General features: G+C 68.4%; 17 protein-coding genes and 1 tRNA gene. 7 read left to right on the forward strand and 11 right to left on the reverse strand.

Features of this window, described 5'->3' with window-relative positions:
- Positions 1–73: 73 nt before the first annotated feature.
- The 4 genes from A6A40_RS09485 to A6A40_RS09500 all read right to left on the reverse strand — a co-directional run bounded on the left by A6A40_RS09485 (position 74) and on the right by A6A40_RS09500 (position 4,997).
- Entirely contained in the window at positions 74–1,207 is a 1,134-nt protein-coding gene (locus A6A40_RS09485; RefSeq protein ID WP_063635174.1) for an ABC transporter permease, read from the reverse strand.
- A gap of 66 nt (positions 1,208–1,273) precedes the next feature.
- On the reverse strand, positions 1,274–3,109 hold the full coding sequence (locus A6A40_RS09490) for an ABC transporter transmembrane domain-containing protein (RefSeq protein ID WP_082860869.1): 1,836 nt from the start codon (positions 3,107–3,109) through the stop codon (positions 1,274–1,276).
- 59 nt (positions 3,110–3,168) lie between these two features.
- Positions 3,169–4,389 (reverse strand): DUF418 domain-containing protein, encoded by a 1,221-nt coding sequence (locus A6A40_RS09495; RefSeq protein ID WP_063635175.1) that lies wholly within the window; start codon positions 4,387–4,389, stop codon positions 3,169–3,171.
- Complete coding sequence (locus tag A6A40_RS09500; protein WP_063635176.1) at positions 4,386–4,997, reverse strand: TetR/AcrR family transcriptional regulator; 612 nt, start codon at positions 4,995–4,997, stop codon at positions 4,386–4,388. The genes A6A40_RS09495 and A6A40_RS09500 overlap by 4 nt, the downstream gene beginning before the upstream one ends.
- Positions 4,998–5,243: 246 nt before the next feature.
- Between A6A40_RS09500 and rpmE the strand changes: the two genes are divergently transcribed.
- Positions 5,244–5,468 (forward strand): 50S ribosomal protein L31, encoded by a 225-nt coding sequence (rpmE, locus tag A6A40_RS09505; protein ID WP_012974887.1) that lies wholly within the window; start codon positions 5,244–5,246, stop codon positions 5,466–5,468.
- A gap of 91 nt (positions 5,469–5,559) precedes the next feature.
- On the opposite strand, the gene A6A40_RS09510 is transcribed toward rpmE, so the two are convergent.
- Positions 5,560–5,988 (reverse strand): DUF1465 family protein, encoded by a 429-nt coding sequence (locus A6A40_RS09510; RefSeq protein WP_063635177.1) that lies wholly within the window; start codon positions 5,986–5,988, stop codon positions 5,560–5,562.
- Positions 5,989–6,252: 264 nt separating this feature from the next.
- On the opposite strand from A6A40_RS09510, the gene A6A40_RS09515 reads away from it, so the two are divergent.
- Positions 6,253–6,741, forward strand: a complete 489-nt coding sequence (locus A6A40_RS09515) for an Hsp20 family protein (RefSeq protein ID WP_063635178.1) — start codon at positions 6,253–6,255, stop codon at positions 6,739–6,741.
- Positions 6,742–6,832: 91 nt separating this feature from the next.
- Here the strand turns inward: A6A40_RS09515 and A6A40_RS09520 are convergent, their stop codons facing one another.
- Positions 6,833–7,495: a hypothetical protein gene (locus A6A40_RS09520; protein ID WP_063635179.1), complete on the reverse strand. Its 663-nt coding sequence runs from the start codon at positions 7,493–7,495 to the stop codon at positions 6,833–6,835.
- A gap of 198 nt (positions 7,496–7,693) precedes the next feature.
- Positions 7,694–7,783: transfer RNA gene (locus A6A40_RS09525), tRNA-Ser, on the reverse strand.
- A gap of 208 nt (positions 7,784–7,991) precedes the next feature.
- Here A6A40_RS09525 and rplU point away from each other — a divergent pair.
- The 5 genes from rplU to A6A40_RS09550 all read left to right on the forward strand — a co-directional run bounded on the left by rplU (position 7,992) and on the right by A6A40_RS09550 (position 11,885).
- Positions 7,992–8,309 carry a 50S ribosomal protein L21 gene (gene rplU / locus A6A40_RS09530; protein WP_012974890.1) on the forward strand — a complete coding sequence of 106 codons (318 nt, stop codon included), beginning with the start codon at positions 7,992–7,994 and terminating at the stop codon, positions 8,307–8,309.
- Between the two features lie 56 nt (positions 8,310–8,365).
- Positions 8,366–8,653, forward strand: a complete 288-nt coding sequence (gene rpmA / locus A6A40_RS09535; RefSeq protein WP_063635180.1) for a 50S ribosomal protein L27 — start codon at positions 8,366–8,368, stop codon at positions 8,651–8,653.
- A 148-nt stretch (positions 8,654–8,801) separates the two neighbouring features.
- Positions 8,802–10,094, forward strand: coding sequence for a GTPase ObgE (gene obgE / locus A6A40_RS09540; protein ID WP_063635181.1), 1,293 nt, complete (start codon positions 8,802–8,804; stop codon positions 10,092–10,094).
- A complete protein-coding gene (proB, locus tag A6A40_RS09545) occupies positions 10,084–11,223 on the forward strand; it encodes a glutamate 5-kinase (protein ID WP_063635182.1) in 1,140 nt (379 codons plus the stop codon). Before obgE ends, proB begins: the two co-directional genes overlap by 11 nt.
- A 5-nt stretch (positions 11,224–11,228) precedes the next feature.
- A complete protein-coding gene (locus A6A40_RS09550) occupies positions 11,229–11,885 on the forward strand; it encodes an HAD family hydrolase (RefSeq protein ID WP_063636205.1) in 657 nt (218 codons plus the stop codon).
- A gap of 31 nt (positions 11,886–11,916) precedes the next feature.
- Here A6A40_RS09550 and A6A40_RS09555 read toward each other — a convergent pair whose 3' ends face one another.
- From A6A40_RS09555 to gpmI, 4 genes are all read right to left on the reverse strand, one after another.
- Positions 11,917–13,071 (reverse strand): divergent polysaccharide deacetylase family protein, encoded by a 1,155-nt coding sequence (locus A6A40_RS09555; RefSeq protein WP_063635183.1) that lies wholly within the window; start codon positions 13,069–13,071, stop codon positions 11,917–11,919.
- A gap of 15 nt (positions 13,072–13,086) precedes the next feature.
- Entirely contained in the window at positions 13,087–14,514 is a 1,428-nt protein-coding gene (locus A6A40_RS09560; RefSeq protein WP_063635184.1) for a S41 family peptidase, read from the reverse strand.
- Positions 14,515–15,882, reverse strand: a complete 1,368-nt coding sequence (locus A6A40_RS09565) for a murein hydrolase activator EnvC family protein (RefSeq protein WP_063635185.1) — start codon at positions 15,880–15,882, stop codon at positions 14,515–14,517.
- A 201-nt stretch (positions 15,883–16,083) separates the two neighbouring features.
- The gene (gene gpmI / locus A6A40_RS09570; RefSeq protein ID WP_063635186.1) at positions 16,084–17,646 is read right to left on the reverse strand and encodes a 2,3-bisphosphoglycerate-independent phosphoglycerate mutase; all 1,563 of its coding nucleotides are present in this window, start codon (positions 17,644–17,646) and stop codon (positions 16,084–16,086) included.
- Positions 17,647–17,715: the final 69 nt, after the last annotated feature.

Here is a 17,715-nt window from a genome sequence, read left to right on the forward strand (position 1 = left end):
ACAACCGAACGGTCAGGCTCCGGTCCGGGCCATCCGGGGTGCGCCCCTTGGCCGAAGTTGCGGCTCGCGGCGCTCAGTCCAGCGTCTGGCGGTAGCGTTTCAGCGCCACCACCGTCACCACCGTCAGGAACAGGAGAAGCGCCAGCACCTCCGCCGCGATCTCCGCCAGCCCGTTTCCTTTCAACAGGATGCCGCGGACGATCCGCAGGAAATGGGTCAGCGGCAGCAGTTCCCCCACCGCCTGCGCCCAGCCGGGCATGCCACGGAAGGGGAACATGAAGCCCGACAGCAGCATCGACGGCAGGAAGAAGAAGAAGGACATCTGCATCGCCTGCAGCTGGTTGCGGGCCAGCGTCGAAAAGGTGAAGCCGACGGCAAGGTTGGCGGCGATGAACAGGATCAGCACGGCGGACAGCAGGCCGAGGCTGCCGACGATGGGAACGTCGAACAGCAGCCGCGCCGCCACCACGATCAGCAGCACCTGGACATAGCCGACGGCGACGAAGGGCACGATCTTGCCCAGCATCACCTCGAACGGCCGCACCGGCATGGCCAGCAGAGTCTCCATGGTCCCGCGCTCCCGTTCGCGGGTGACGGCCAGCGCCGTCATCATCACCATGGTCATGGTCAGCACCACGCCCATCAGGCCGGGCACGACATTGTACTGGGTGATGCCTTCCGGGTTGTAGCGGCGGTGGACGCGCAGTTCCACCGGATCGGGATCGGGGCGCAAGGCCGACAATGGTCCGGTCAGGTCGGGGTTCAGCGCCTGCCGCGCGATGGTGGACAGGGCCGACAGCGCGTTGCTGGTCGCCGCCGGATCGGTTGCATCCGCTTCCACCAGCAGAACCGGTCGGGTGCCGCGTTGCAGGTCGCGGGCGAAGCCGGCGGGGATGGTGACGGCGAACTGCACCTCCCCCTCCGCCAGCAGCCGGTCGATCTCGGCCTCGGACCTCGCACCATGGGTGATCGCGAAATAGCGGGAGTTCTCCATCGCCGCGACGAGCGTGCGGGCGAAGGGGCTGGAGTCGGCGACCAGAACCGCGGTCGGCAGCGCCTTGGGGTCCGAGTTGATGGCGAAGCCGAACAGGATCAGCTGCAGGATCGGCACCCCCACCATCATGGCGAAGGTCAGCCGGTCGCGCCGCATCTGGATGAATTCCTTCACCATCACCGCCAGCAGGCGGCCCGCCGATATCCGCGCCATCGCACCGCCTCATAATCCTGGAGGTGGGCGGAGGGTAGCGCGGTCGGGCGAAGGCGTCGATTCCCCCTACAGTGCCAAATCCGCCCGGTCGAACTGCAGCGCCGCCAGCCTTGCATAGAGCCCGCCCTGTGCCACCAGTTCGCTATGGGTGCCGGTCTCCACCACGCGGCCCTTGTCCATCACCACGATGCGGTCGGCGTTGAGCACCGTCGCCAGCCGGTGGGCGACGATCAGGGTGGTGCGGCCATGCATCAGCCGGTCGAGCGCATCCTGCACCATCCGCTCGCTCTCCGCGTCGAGCGCACTGGTCGCCTCGTCCAGCAGCAGCACCGGCGGATCGCGCAGGATGGCGCGGGCGATGGCAAGACGCTGGCGCTGCCCCCCCGACAGCCGAACGCCCTTTTCGCCCAGGAAGGTGCCGAACCCCTCCGGCAGCGCGTCGAGGAAGTCCAGCGCATGGGCGGCCTCGGCGGCGGCGCGCACCTCGGCATCCGACGCGTCGGGGCGGCCATAGCGGATGTTCTCCCAGGCGTTGGCCGAGAAGACCACCGGGTCCTGCGCCACGAGGCCCAGCCGGCGACGCACCGCCACCGGATCGGCATCGCGCACATCGACGCCGTCGAGCCGCACCGCCCCGGCCTGCGGGTCGTAATAGCGCAGCAGAAGTTGGAACACCGTCGATTTGCCGGCCCCCGACGGGCCGACCAGCGCCACCCGCTCGCCCGGTTTCACATCCAGGGAGAAGCCCTCAAGCGCCGCCCAGTCGGGACGCGAGGGGTAATGGAAGCGGACATTGTCGAAGGACAGCGCCCCCGCCGCCGGGCTGGGCAGCGGCCTTGGCGCGGCCGGCGCTCGGATCTCCGACTCGATGGCCAGCAGGCCGAACAGCCGCTCGGTGGCGCCGGCGGCGCGCTGCAGGTCGCCGATCACCTCGCTGATGGCGCCGACCGATCCGGCGACGACCACGGAGTAGATGACGAAGGCCGACAGCTCGCCCGGCGTCAGCCGCCCGGCCACCACGTCATGGCCGCCGATCCACAGGATGATGCCGACGGCGCCGAACACCAGCACGATGACGATCACCGTCATCACCGCCCGCACCCGCACGCGGCGGATGGCGACGTCGAAGGCCTCCTCGACACGCTTGCCGAACAGGGCGCGGTCGATGGCCTCATGGGTGTAGGCCTGGACGGTGCGGATGGCGGCCAGCGTCTCCTCGACGAAGGAGCCGACATCGGCGATGCGGTCCTGGCTGTCGCGCGACAGCTTGCGCACCCGCCGGCCGAAGAACACGATGGGTGCGACCACCAGCGGAACCACCAGCGCCACCAGCCCGGTCAGCTTGGGCGAGGTGATCAGCAGCATGCCGGTGCCGCCCAGGAACAGCAGCGTGTTGCGCAAGGCGATGGAGGCCGACGATCCGACCACCACCTGCAAAAGCGTGGTGTCGGTGGTCAGGCGCGACAGGATCTCGCCGGTCTTGGTCGTTTCGAAGAAACCCGGCGACAGGGTCAGCACATGGTCGTAGACGGCGCGCCGTATGTCGGCGACCACCCGCTCGCCGATCCAGCTGACCAGATAGAAGCGGCCGTAGGTCGAGGCCGCCATCAGCGCGATCACCGCCAAAAGCACCAGCAGCGCCCGGTCGAGCAGCGAGGTGTCGCCCCCGGCGAAGCCCTGGTCGATCAGCACCCGCATGCCCTGGCCCAGCCCAAGCACGGTGCCGGCGGCCACGGTCAGCGCCACCATGGCGCCCAGGATGCGCCATTTGTAAGGGAGCAGGAACGGCACCAGCCGGCGCAGGGGCGACAGATCGCGACGACGCTCCATCGCCTTCGGATCGACGGACTCGGAGGATTTGGACACGGCGGGAACCGGGCTGCTTGGAAGGGTGGCTGCCATATAGCAATGCGGCCGTGACGCGGCAAGCAGCCCGACCCCGTCGTGCCCCGGCCCAACCTTCAGGATCGGGCCGGGGCGGTTGGCCGGCGCCAGGACGGCCAGCGGGCGATGGTCAAGGCCCGAAGCGCCCATTCGACCGGACCATAGGCGAAACGCCCCAGCCACCAGCGGCTCCAGACGAGCTGTGCGGCGAACAGCGACAGGGCAATCCCGAGACAGGCCGCCGGCGGAAGCCGTCCGATCAGGCCGGCGCCGTAGCCGGTGAACAGCAGGGCGCAGACCAGCGACTGGCTCAGATAATTGGTGAGGGCCATCCGGCCGGCCGACGCCAACCATCCGGCGACGATCCGACCGCCTTCCGTCTGGAAGCCGAGCAGAATCGCCGAGCCATAGGCAGCGCTCAGCATCGGCGCCGTCAGCAAGCTCACCCCCAGCCCGATCGCCTCGCCCCCCGCATCTCCCACACTGCGAACCAGCCATTCCTTGGCCAGCATTCCAGGCAGGCCGATCAGCAGGCCCAGCCATAGGATGCGCCGGAACAACGGGCCGTGGCGTTGTACCGAACGCAACAGGTCCCGCCGGCCGGCGACGAATCCCAGCAGGAACATCGCCAGGGCCGACGGCGCCTGGATCGCCAGCAATGCCACCCAGACCTGGGTCAGATCGTTCCAGCGCCGGACAATGATGGTCAGCGGATCGCCGCGATAGTCCCGCTGGACAGCCAGAGCCTCGGCGACGACGGCCGCCCGGTCGATGGTTCCGCCGGCCCACCATTGCAACAACCCCAGCGCCAGCCAGAGGCAGCCGCTGATCCCGATCAGCCATCCGGCGATCCTCAGCGCCCGGAAATCGCTTCCACCGCGCATCGCCAGCAGGACCAACCCCAGCAGGGCATAGATCGTCAGGATGTCGCCATGGAACAGCAGCACGCCATGGGCAAGGCCGATCACCAGCAACCCCGCCTGCCGCCGCAGCATCCGGCCGGCCAGCGGCTCCCCCGCCCGCTCGGCGGCGGCCATCTGCAGGGTGAAGCTGTATCCGAACAGAAAGGAGAACAGCAGGTAGAACTTCATCTCCGCCAGTGCGGAGACCAGCAGACGGACCAGCCGGTCCCCCAGCGCCTGGAACGCCGGATCGGCAACGCCGGTGCCGTAGAAGGCCGAGGCGAAAGCCTGGATGTTGACGATCAGAATGCCGAACAGGGCAGCACCACGGAGCGCGTCGACATCGGCGATGCGATGGGCAGCCGCAACGGCAGGGGATGCGACCGGATCGCTCATGGCGCAACCTTCCCGGCGGCCGGCGCCAGAAAGCGCATCACCAGCCGATGAATCATCGCACCCTGCTCCTGGGGACGGAAGGCGGGATCGAGCGACACCCGGTTGAACAGGCCATCGACCACCACCCCGATCCAGGCCGCCGCCGCCGCCGGATCGAGCGTCGGGTCGATCGCCCCGGATTCTGCGGCGGAGGCGAGCAGATCGCGCAGGGCGCCCTGCAGAATGCCGTCGCCGCGCGCCACCCGGACCGCCACGGCCGGATCACGGGAGGATTCGGCCGAAATCTCCAGCGCCAACCGGACATAGGCGCCATCGGCCGCAAGGTCGAGAATCAGATCCAGGAAACGGGACAGTCCATCCAGCGGCTCCATCTCCCGCAGCCCGGCGAAGAGGGCGGCAACCTCCTCCGCTTCGCGGTCGATGATGGCGGCGATGATGGCCTGCTTGCTGGGAAAGTAATGGAACAGATTGCCGGAACTGATCCCGGCCGCAGCGCAGATGTCCGCCGTGCTGGTCCGGTGGAACCCCTTCTCGCTGAAACAGCGCGCGGCGGCGGCCATGATCGCCCCCCGCCGCGCCGCATGCCTGTCCGGATCGACCGTACGCATTCCCTCTCCTCGACGCCGCGAGCGGCGCCTCATTAACAAACCACGTACTCGGTTTATATATGAGCAGCGACCGTGCCGCAAGGGCCGGGCGCGCAATGCGCCGCCCTGATGGTCCTGACAGAATTCGGAGACGGCATTTGGGAGGGCCGATTTTTTGCCGGGGCGGGGCGGATCGGCCTTGGATCGGGGTTGCATCGCGGGGAGCGTTTTGATATAGACGCCGCTCGCTTTGCAGGAACCCCGGCCATGAAGACTGACATCCATCCCGACTATCACGAGATCACCGTGGTCATGACCGACGGCAGCTCGTTCACGACCCGCTCCACCATGGGCAAGCCGGGCGATACGCTGCGCCTCGACATCGACCCGAAGTCGCACCCGGCCTGGACCGGCGTGCAGAAGCTGCTGGACACCGGCGGGCAGATCGCCAAGTTCAACAAGCGCTTCGCGAACTTCGGCCTCAAGAAGTAAGCGTTACCGCGCTTCTATCCTGCCGATGCGAAAAGGGCGTCCGACCGGTTCGGACGCCCTTTTCGTTTGTGCGGATCGCTGCGTCCGCCCTTTATCCCACGGCTGCCGCCGCCGCTTCGCGCTCCACATCGGCACGGACCATGGCATCGAGCCGGTGGACACGCATATAGAGGCTGTGGCTGCGCTCCAGCAGGCTGCGCAGGCCGGAGGGAAGGTCTTCGTTGTCGGGGCCGCTGGGATCGGAACAGATCTCGCCGCCGGACAGCGCGAAATCGTCGCTCGCCGCCTGCTCCTTCGTCATCTCGCCGGCATGCACGGCCTTCTGCGCCAGCAGCCAGGCCATCACCTGGGTCAGGCGGCTCGTCACCCGCATGGATTCGTAGGAGATCTGCAGGCGGACCTGAGACGGCAGCTTCCGGTGTTCGGCTGCATCATGATAGGCGATGTAATTCCTCGCCTCGATCAAGAGAGCCATCGTCTCGTCATAGGGACCGTTGAAGAAGAAGGTGTGCGAAGTCATTGTCGTCGGCCCCCTCCTGCGGGCTTACGGCCCTAGCGTGAGCCTTGCCGCAACTGATTAACAATTGGTGACCGGGCGGCGACCGGCAACCCCAGGCGGGGATTGACCGGTCATTGCGGACCCGCCCTCTTGAACAGGGAAAGGCGTCGATTATCTCTCGCTCGTCCGGCGGATGCCCATACGGGGTCCGCCACCACCCCACCGGAGAGGACCGACCGACGCCGTGGTCCTCGACGGCCGTATCGCTCTTTCGGAGGATATGTCATGCGCAGTTACGACCTTTCGCCGCTGTTCCGTTCCACCGTCGGTTTCGACCGCCTGTCGCGTCTGCTGGAGACCGCGACCACCGGTGACGAGGCGGCATCCTATCCGCCCTACAACATCGAAAAGCTGAGCGAGGATTCGTATCGGATCACCATGGCCGTTGCCGGCTTCGGCATCGACGACCTCGACATCGTCGCTCACCAGACTTCGTTGACCGTCACGGGTAAAGCTAGGAAGGATGGGCCGACCGGCCAATTCCTCTACCGGGGTATCGCCGGCCGCGCGTTCGAGCGCCGCTTTCAGCTCGCCGACTTCATCAAGGTTACCGGCGCGTCTCTTCAGAACGGCCTTCTGCACATCGAGCTGGCACGCGAGGTACCCGAAGCGATGAAGCCGCGGAGCATTCCGATCGCCACCGCCGCCGGCAGCGGCACGGTGCAGGTCGAAGCGCCCGCTCCGGCTCCCGCTCTGACCCGGCAGGCGGCCTGACGCCTGACACGGCCCGTCCGCGCATGACGCGGACATGAAAACGGCGCCCCGGACCTTCCGGGGCGCCGTTTTGCTGATCGGCCGGTCAGGGTCAGGCACGCGGACAGCCGTCAGGGGGGGCCAGCACCCACTCCGCATAGCCGGCGCGCAGCAGCTCACAGGCGGCGACCAGCCCGGCCGCTCCGGCATAGGCGGTGACCAACACCTGCTCCGGCGACACCTGCGCCCCGAGGCCGGTCAGCAGAGCGCCCAGGAACGGCCCGCCCAGCAGGAAAGCCGCCAGCCACAGCGGTTCGGCCGACAGCCAGGCGCCGAGGACCGAGCGCGTCCGCTGTGACAGGCCCAGCAGCCCGCCGGCCTTGGCGTCCAGCGCGTCGAGGCTGCCGGCCCGCAACTCAGCCAGCCGCCGGCCGTCGGCATCGATGAAGACCACCTCCACCTTGATGCCATGACGGCGGACAGAGGCACGCACCGAGTCGCCCAAGCGCGTTTCCAGCAGGATCGCGTTGCCGGCCAGTGCGGGCAGCGCGTCGCGCACCTCCTCCGGCGGCTCGCCCCACTCGCGGAGCGCCGCCAGGATGATGCGGGGATCGTCGCAGGGGATCGCATCCTTATGGATCACCCGCCCCTGCGAAGCCTTCACCGTCAGAATCAGCACCTGCTCCACCGGATCATGCATGCCCTCCACCCGCAGACCGCCCTCGGCCACATAGGAGAAGCGCAGGCACCCATCATGGCGGTTGAGCGTGGTCATGGCGGCGGTGCCCTTCCAGTCGCGGTCGATGAGACAACCAACAAACCAGCCAGGGGAACGGCCATCGCGACCGAGCGGCGAAAAAGGGGAGGCCCGACCGGCTGGGCCAGCCGTCCGGACGAGAGAAGCGGCCGGACAAGAAAAAAGCGCCTAGCCGGTTGGGCTGGCGCTTCCAATTTACTCTCTCCTGAGAGAGAATGGCGGATGGGGGGAGATTCGAACTCCCGATACCCGTGAGGGTATGCCGCATTTCGAGTGCGGTGCATTCAACCGCTCTGCCACCCATCCGCTGCCCCGTTTGGCGGGGTGGGCGGAACCTATATAAACGCTTTGGCCTGCGCAAGCCTTTTTTGCAGAAAAATGCGAAGGCCTTGGCCCGCATCCCTGTTGACTCTCGGGCCACCTTGAGTATAGATCGTCGCTCCCATGAACGGGCTTGCGCATCGAACGGTGGGCGAGAAGCCCGCCGTTTGTTTTGACATAGGCAGTGACGACAATGTTTGCAGTGATCCGCACCGGCGGCAAGCAGTACAAGGTCGCCAATGGCGACGTGATCCGTGTTGAGAAGCTCGAGGCCGATGCTGGCGCCTCCATCACGCTCGATGACGTGCTGATGGTCGGCGACGCAGGCAACACCACCATCGGCACCCCGACCGTGGCCGGCGCCTCGGTCGTCGCCGAGGTCGTCGCCCAGGATCGCGGCCCGAAGATCATCGTCTTCAAGAAGAAGCGCCGCCAGAACTACCGCCGCAAGAACGGCCACCGCCAGGACCTGACCGTCCTGCGCATCACCGGCATCAACGGCGCGGCCTGATCCGGGTTCTCCGGTCTGGCTTCCAGGCGCATCTTCAGTATTAGGAGCAACACCCCATGGCACACAAAAAGGCAGGCGGCTCGTCCCGCAACGGCCGTGACTCCGCCGGCCGCCGTCTCGGCGTGAAGCGTTTCGGTGGCGAGAACGTCGTCTCCGGCAACATCATCGTCCGTCAGCGTGGCACGAAGTTCCACCCGGGCGAGAATGTCGGCATCGGCCGCGACCACACCCTGTTCGCGATGGCCAATGGCCAGGTTTACTTCAAGCACAGCTCGAACGGCCGCACTTTCGTGAACGTCGTTCCGGCCAACGACCAGGAAGTTCCGGCCGTCGCTGCCGAGTAACCTCTAAGGCCGTTGCGCGGCCTGTGTCGCAGGCCTGCACGCTTGTGGGATAAGATCGGGGGACCGGGCGACCGGCTCCCCGATTTTCGTTTTGAGTCCGGTGCCGTCCCACCGCCGGTTTCCCTTCCGTTTACGGGCAGGTTCCCCGATGAAGTTTCTCGATCAAGCCAAGGTCTTCCTGAAGAGCGGTGACGGCGGTCCCGGCGCCGTGGCGTTCCGGCGCGAGAAGTTCATCGAGTTCGGCGGCCCGGACGGCGGAGACGGCGGTCGCGGCGGCGACGTGATCATCGAGGCGGCGGACGGCCTGAACACGCTGATCGACTACCGCTACAAGCAGCATTTCAAGGCGCAGCGCGGCCATCACGGCATGGGCAGCAACCGCAACGGCGCGCGTGGCGAGGACGTCGTCCTGCGCGTGCCGGTCGGAACCCAGATCCTGGACGAGAACCAGGAGACCGTGCTGTGCGACCTGACCGAGGCCGGCCAGCGCCGCGTCTTCCTGCGCGGCGGCGACGGCGGTCATGGCAACGCACACTTCAAGACGCCGACCAACCGGGCACCGCGCAAGTTCCACCCCGGCTGGCCGGGACAGGAGCAATGGGTCTGGCTGCGGCTGAAGCTGATCGCCGATGCCGGCCTGCTGGGCTTGCCCAATGCCGGCAAGTCGACCTTCCTGGCGGCGACCACCGCGGCCAAGCCGAAGATCGCCGATTACCCCTTCACCACGCTGGCTCCGAACCTCGGCGTCGTCCGCGCCGGCGACGAGGAGTTCGTCATTGCCGACATCCCCGGCCTGATCGAGGGCGCGCACGAGGGCCATGGGCTGGGCGACCGTTTCCTCGGCCATGTCGAACGCTCGCGCATCCTGCTGCACCTGATCGACGGCACGGCCGACGACGTCGTCGCCTCCTACCGCACGATCCGGAACGAGCTGGAGGCCTATGGCGGCAACCTCGCCGACAAGCCGGAGGTGATCGGGCTGAACAAGTCCGACGCCCTGCTGGACGAGGAGATCGAGGAGAAGAAGAAGGCGCTGGAGGAAGCCTCCGGCGCCGAGGTGATGGTGCTGTCCGGCGTCACCGGCGACGGCGTGAAGCAGGTGCTGTACCGGCTGCTGACGGTCATCAAGGACTCCAAGGCAGAAGACCCCGAGGTCATCAACGCCCCCGCCACCCGCTCCATCCCGCGCCCGCCGGTCGGCCAGAAGCTGCCCGACGACGGCGAGATGCAGTGGGACGACGAGACCGGCGAATGGGTCGGCGGCGAGGACGGCGACCTTGAGGACGAGGACTTCGAGGAGGACGACCTCGAAGAAGACGGCCTCGAAGAGGATGAGGAGTTGGACGGCGACTCGGAGGAAGCCCTTGACGGGGAGGAGCCGGAGGGCGAAGAGGACGGCTCGGACGACGATACGGACGGAACCTCCCGCCATGGCGCTTGACGCCCCTACCCTTCTCGAATCCCGCCGGCTGGTCGTGAAGATCGGCTCGGCCCTTCTGGTCGACGGGGAAACCCGGCAAATCCGCCGGGATTGGCTCGACGCACTGGCCGACGACGTCGCCGCCTGCCGCAAGCGCGGACAGGAGGTGGTGATCGTCACCTCCGGCGCCGTCGCCTGCGGGCGCGAGCATCTCGGCCTCGTCGGCCGGGCGCTGAAGCTGGAGGAGAAGCAGGCCGCCGCCGCCACCGGCCAGATCCGCCTTGCCCACGCCTATCAGGAAACGCTGGCCCGCCACGACGTCACCGTCGCCCAGGTGCTGGTGACGCTGGAGGACACGGAGGAGCGTCGGCGCCACCTGAACGCCCGCAACACCATCGACACGCTGCTGAAGCTGGGCGCCGTTCCCGTCATCAACGAGAACGACACGGTCGCCACCGCCGAAATCCGCTTCGGCGACAATGACCGGCTGGCCGCCCGCGTGGCGCAGATGGTCAGCGCCGACACGCTGGTTCTGCTGTCGGACATCGACGGCCTCTACACCGCCGACCCGCGCAAGGACCCGGACGCGCGCCACATTCCCACCGTGCGCGAGTTGACGCCGGAGATCGAGGGCATGGCCGGCGAGCCGCCCCCTGGCTACAGCAGCGGCGGCATGGTGACCAAGATCGCCGCGGCGCGCGTCGCCCTGTCGGCCGGCTGCCGCATGGTCATCGCCAAGGGCAAGCGCATGAACCCGCTGGCGGCGCTGGAGCAGCGGCCGGAGGATGGCGGCGCGCTCTGCACCTGGTTCCTGCCCTCGGCCGAACCCACCAGCGCCCGCAAGGCCTGGATCGCCGGCCATGTCAACGCCACCGGCGTGCTGGTGGTCGATGACGGCGCCATGCGCGCCCTGTCCCATGGCGCCAGCCTGCTGCCGGCCGGCGTCGCCGCCGTGCAGGGCGACTTCGACCGCGGCGACGTGGTGATCGTCCGCACCCAGGAAGGCCGCGAGGTGGCCCGCGGCCTCGTCGCCTACAGCGCCGACGACGCCCGCAAGATCCTGCGCCACAAGAGCACCGAGATCCCGGAGATCCTGGGCTATCGGGGACGCGACGAGATGATCCACCGCGACGATCTGGTGGTGCGGTGATCGGCATGGTCCGCAACCCGATCCCAAGCCCGATCCGCGCCATCCTGTGGGACATCGACGGCACGCTGATGGACAGCGAGCCGTGGCACCAGCAGATCACCGTCGAGGTCTGCCGCGGCTACGGCCATGAGCTGAGCGACGAGGATTGCCGGTCGATGCACGGGGTGGCGTTCCGCGAGATCTATGCCGCGCTGCACGCCCGCCGCCCGTTCCCCATCGACCTGCACGCCTGGGCCGACGAGATCAACGCGCAGTATGTCGCGAACGTCCATCGGGTCCGCCCGCGCGAGGGCGCCTTCGCCCTGGTGGAGGCCTTCGCCGCCCGCGGGCTGGCGCAGGCCTGCGTGTCGAACGGCGGGCGCATGATCGTCGATGCCAACATGCGCGCCATGTCGATCCCGCATTTCCGCTTCAGCATCGCCCGCGAGGACGTGGCCAACGGCAAGCCCCACCCGGAGCCCTACCTGCTGGCCGCGCGGATGCTGGGCTTGGCCCCGGAAGCCTGCGCGGTGATCGAGGACAGCCCCACCGGCGCCCGCAGCGCCAAGGCCGCCGGCATGCTGACCATCGCCTGGCCCCAGCATCCAGCCGTGGTGTTCGACACCGTCGACCATCTGGTGGAGGATCCGGCCTCGCTGGACTGGGACGCGCTTTGCGGGTGAGGATGACGGGGAGCCGACCTCCCCGCGTCCGCTATTTCTGGATATTGACCACCGCCGACACCGGGGCCAGGGCGATGCCGCGGTCGGCCAGCGCCGTCAGCCAAAGATTGAGGCGTTCGATCGTCGTCGGATAGGGGGAGGCGAAGCCGACGGCGGCACCGTTGGCCTTTGCAAGCTCTTCCAACTCACGCAGTTGGTCGTCGATGGCGCCGCGCGACAGGTCGCGGTCGATGATCCGGTCTCCCAGCGCCCGCGGCACGCCGGCCAGATTGGCGAGCGGCCCGGCGACACTCTTCGGGTTGGCACGGGCATCGACCAGAAGCAGGCCACGCGCCTTCAACGCATCGATCACCGGCTGCATCGCCGCCGGATTGGCGGTGAACTTGCTTCCGGTGGTGCTGGTGATGCCGACATAGCCCACCGCCTTGCCCAGCGACCATTCCAGCCGTTCCAGATTGCGGTCGGGCCCGAGCATGGTCAGCAGCGCATTGGGGCCGGGATCGTCGCGCGGATAGTTCAGCGGCTCCATCGGCACCGACAGCATCACCTCGTGCCCCTTGGTGCGGGCGCGCTCGACCCAGTCGTCCAGCCGCTCGGCATAGGGCAGGAAGGCCAGCGTGATGCCGGGCGGCAGTTTCGCCAGTGCATTGCCGGTGGTGACGCCGCTGAGGCCCAGGTCCGACATGACGATGGCGACACGCGGACGCTTGTCGGTCGCCGGGAAGGGCCGGGCATAGATCTGCCAGGGCTTGCGCCCGTCCTGGGCGATGCGCGGCAGCGGGCCGCTGCGGCTGTCTTCCACCAGCCCCGGCACCGGCGCCGGGACCAGCGTAACCGCCGCCGCCTGGGCACCCGGCAATGGCAGCGGCGCGGCATCGGTCGGCAATGGTGCCGCCGGCGCTGCGACCTTCGGCTCCGGCTTGGGCGGCGGCGGCGGCGGATCGACCGCCGCCGTGGTCGAGGGTATGGACGCCTGCCACGCCTCCCGCGTCGAGCCGGCGTTCAGCGCCAGCCACCCGCCCAGCCCGGCATAGGCGACGGCCACCAGGGCGACGGCCACCAGAAGCGGCTTGGACAGCGGCTTGCGAGATCCCGCCCCGCCGCGAATGCGGCGCAGCCAGCCGAGTCCGGGGCGCAGGCCCCGGACATCGAACCGCAGACGACCGAGCAGAGCGGGAACCTTCACCGTCGATCGCTCCGGTCAGCGCGCCGCGGCGCGCTGCTGGAACAGGGCGACGCCGCGCAGCAGGTCCAGCGCACGGGCGAGCTGGAAGTCGAAGGGCGGCTCGGCCCCTTCCGCCGCGGCGCCCTCGGCCGGCGCGGCCCCCGGTGCGGGAGCAGCCCCCGGTGCGGGAGCAGCCCCAGGAGCGGCCGGAGCCGCACCGGCGCCCGGCCCCGCCGGATTCGGAGCGGCCGGAGTTCCGGGTGCCGCCGGGTTGGTGGTGGCCGGACGCGGCGTCTTGTTGGCGTCGGGGTTGACCAGCGCGCCCTTCAGGTCGGCCTCACGGCGGCGGACGATGTTCTTGTCCAGATCCTCCACCTTGGCGACATGCACCTCGATGTCGGGGGTGATGCCCAGCTGCTGGATCGAGCGGCCGGCCGGCGTGTAGTAGCGCGCGGTGGTCAGCCGCATGGCGCCGTGGCCGGGCAGCGGGATGATCGTCTGGACCGATCCCTTGCCGAAGCTCTGGGTGCCCATGATGATCGCGCGCTTGTGGTCCTGCAGCGCGCCGGCGACGATTTCCGAGGCGGAGGCCGAGCCGCCGTTGATCAGCACCACCATCGGCATGCCCTTGATCAGGTCGCCCGGCTTGGCGTTGAAGCGGGTACCCTCCTCCGCCCGGCGGCCACGGGTCGAGACGATCTCGCCCTTCTCCAGGAAGGTATCGGACACCGACACCGCCTGGTCGAGCAGGCCGCCCGGATTGTTGCGCAGGTCGAGCACGAAGCCCTTCAGCTTGTCGCCCAACTGCTGCTGGATGGAGGCGATCGCCTTCTCCAGCCCGCTCTGCGTCTGTTCGTTGAAGCTGGTGATGCGGATGTAGCCGATGTCGCCCTCGGTGCGGTAGCGGACCGACTGCACCTTGATGACGGCGCGGGTCAACGACACGGTGAAGGGCTCGCCCGCCTCGCCGCGGCGGACGGTGATCTTCAGTTCGCTGCCCACCGGGCCGCGCATCTTCTCCACCGCCTCGTTCAGGCTGAGGCCCATCACCGCCTCGCCGTTCAGTTGGACGATCAGGTCGCCCGGCTGCAGGCCGGCACGGAAGGCCGGGGTGTCGTCGATGGGCGACACGACCTTCACCAGGCCGTTCTCCATCGTCACCTCGATCCCCAGCCCGCCGAACTCGCCGCGGGTCTGGACCTGCATGTCCTGGAAGCTCTTCTTGTTCAGATAGCTCGAATGCGGGTCGAGCGAGGTCAGCATCCCGTTGATCGCCGATTCGATCAGCTGTTCGTCGGTGACCGGCTCGACATATTCGGCGCGGACGCGCTCGAAGACGTCGCCGAACAGGTTCAGCTGCCGGTAGGTGTCCGACGAATTGCTGGACTGCGCGGTGACGGTGGCGACGCCGGCTCCCAGAAACACCAGAGCTGCCGCCGTGGCGGCACGCTTGATCATCCTCATCTACCCTTGTCCTTTCCCCTCCGGGGCGCCGAACCCGCGTTGCGGATTGATCGGCTGGCCGTTTCGTCGCAGCTCGAAATAGAGATCCGGATTGCCATCCGGCGGCATGACCGCCAGCGGTTCCCCGCTGGCCACCTTACGCCCGACAGCCGTTTCGATCCGGCCCAAACCCGCAATCAGACTATGATATCCGTTGCCGTGTTCCACGATCAAGATGAGGCCATATCCCTTGAACGGGCCGGCGAACATGATCGTGCCGCCGCGCGGCGCCACCACGGCGGCCCCGGCGCGGGTCTGGACCGTCACGCCCCGGCTGGTGGCGCCATAGCGGTCGGCCTCACCGAAGCGGGTGGTCAACTTGCCGGCGGCGGGCAGCACCATGCCGGCGACCGCCGGCGGACCGCCGGAAGACTTCGCGGCCAGCTCACGCTCGCGTGCCGCTTCCCTGGCGGCCTCATCCTTTGCCCGTTTTTCCTCGGCGGCCTTCTGTTCGGCGATCTTCTGCTCGGCGGCGCGCAGTTCGGCCAGCTTGCGTTCGGCCTCCTTGCGCTCGGCTTCCTTCTGGGCGGCGAGGCGGCGTTCGGCCTCACGCTTCTCCGCTTCACGCCTGGCCGCTTCCCGGCGCTCCGCTTCGCGCCGTTCGGCTTCGCGGCGGGCGGCGGCCTCGATGGCCGCGCGGCGTTCGGCCTCGATCCGCTCCATCAGCTGGCGCAGGTCGGTGGCCTGGCCCGACAGCTCCGCCATGCGCTGGCCGACCTGGATGCGCTCCTCCTCCGTCAGGCGCGACAGCTCCTCGCGCCGGGCGATCAGGCGGTTCATCTCATCCTGCTTTTCGGTCAGCGCCACCCGCGCCGCCAGCGCCTTGGAGCGCTGATCGACCAGCCGTCCGCGGGTATCGGCCAGAGCGGTCAGGGCGTGAGCCAGCGCATCGGCCCGCGCCTTCAGGGCCGGCACGGCATCGCGCAGCAGCAGGGCGGAGCGCAGGGTATCGACCGGGCTTTCCGGCCGGGCCAGCGCCGCTTCGGGCGGGATGCGCGCCAGCCGCTGGAGGGCAGCCAGCAGGGTGGCGATCTGCTGGCGCTCGGCGTCGAGCCCGGCGGACCGCTCGCGCTCCTCCGTCTCGAGCGCAGTGAGCGTTTCCTCCAGCCGGTCGAGCGCCTCTTCCTGTCCGCGCGCCTGATCGGCCAGCGCGATCAGGCGACCGCGCAGGTCCTCGAGTTCGGACTGCAGAGCCTGGGACTGGCGTTCCAACTGCTGCTGGCGCTGCTTGCCGGTCTGAAGCTGCTGCTCGACGCGCTTCAGCGTGTCCTTGGGGACTTCGGTTTGGGCGTTCGCCGGCTGGGCCAGGATCAGGCCGGCGACGACCACGAAGCCGGCGAGGATACCCTCTCCCGCCCCGGGAGAGGGAAGGGGCCCGCCGCATCGCGGCGGGAAGGGTGAGGGGGAGTGCAAGAATCCCGAACCGCATGGTTCCTCGGAATACCCCTCACCCTCCCCATGCTCCGCATGGGTCCCCCCCCTCTCCCGGGGCGGGAGAGGGTGTGACTGGCGGGGACCACGCGCCATCCGTTACTCCGCCGCCGCGCGCGCGGCGCTGCGGACCAGCAGGTTGCGGCCAGTCATCTCGGCCGGCTTGGGCAAGCCCAGCAGGTCGAGCAGGGTCGGGGCGATGTCAGCCAGACGGCCGCTCTCGATGCGGGCGCCGGCCGGGCCGTTGACCAGCACCAGCGGAACCTTGTCCAGCGTGTGGGCGGTGTGCGGGCCGCCGGTCTCCGGGTCCTTCATCAGCTCGCAGTTGCCATGGTCGGCGGTGACCAGCATGGTGCCACCGGCGCGGCGCACCGCGGCCTCCACCTGCCCCAGGCTGCCGTCGACCGCCTGCACCGCCTTGATGGCGGCGTCGAGCATGCCGCTGTGGCCGACCATGTCGGGGTTGGCGAAGTTGACGACGATCAGGTCGTACTTGCCGGAATCGATGGCGCCGACCAGCTTGTCGGTCACTTCCGAAGCCGACATCTCCGGCTGGAGATCGTAGGTGGCGACCTTCGGCGACGGGACCAGGATGCGGTCCTCGCCCTCATACACCCGCTCCTCGCCACCGTTGAAGAAGAAGGTGACGTGCGGATACTTCTCCGTCTCGGCGATGCGCAGCTGCTTCATTCCGGCCTCGGAAACCACCTCGCCAAGCACCTTGGTCAGGGATTTCGGCGGAAAGATGGTGGTCATCAGCTTGGCCAGCGACGACGAATATTCGACCATGCCGACCACGGCGGCCAGCTTCGGCGCGCCGTCGACGGAGAAGCCGTCGAAATCCTCATCGACATAGGCGGCCAGGATCTCGCGGGCGCGGTCGGCGCGGAAATTCGCCATCAGGATGGCGTCGCCGTCCTTCATGCCGGCATAGCCGCCGATCACCGTCGGCAGGATGAACTCGTCATGCTTGTCGGCGGCATAGCTCTGCTCGATCGCCTGGATCGGGTCGGCGGCATGCTCGCCCTCCGCCTTGGTCATCGCGGCATAGGCCTTGGCGACGCGGTCCCAGCGCTTGTCGCGGTCCATCGCGTAATAGCGGCCGATGACGGTCGCCACCTCGACGCCCGGCAGCTCGAAGACGTCGGCCATGAACTCGGCGACCTGATCCTTGGCGCTCTGCGGCGGCACGTCGCGGCCGTCGGTGAAGGCGTGGACCGCCACCGGCACGCCCTCGCGCGACAGCACGCCGGCCAGCGCCGCGATGTGGTCCTGGTGGGAATGCACACCGCCCGGCGACAGCAGGCCCATCAGATGGACGCGCCCGCCGGTCTTGTGCATCGTCTTCACGAGATCGTTCAGCGCCGCGTTGCGCTCCAGATCGCCCTGGACGATGGCATGGTCGATCATCACGAGGTCCTGCATGACGACCCGGCCGGCGCCGAGATTCATGTGCCCGACCTCGGAGTTGCCCATCTGACCCTTGGGCAGGCCGACCTCCTCCTCGCTGGCGTCGAGGAAGGCCGTCGGTTCGGCCGACCACAGACGGTCCCAATTCGGGGTATCGCCCAGCGCAATCGCGTTGTCGGACCGCTCCTCGCGATAGCCCCAGCCGTCCAGGATGCAGAGGACGACGGGGCGGGGTCGGTTGGTCTCGGTCATCGCGCTTACCTTTCTCGAAAGGTTGTGGTCTCGGAGTTTCGTGTTCTTCCGCTCCGGCGCTTTTCCGCG

It is taken from the genome of Azospirillum humicireducens, assembly GCF_001639105.2.
GTDB lineage: Bacteria > Pseudomonadota > Alphaproteobacteria > Azospirillales > Azospirillaceae > Azospirillum > Azospirillum humicireducens.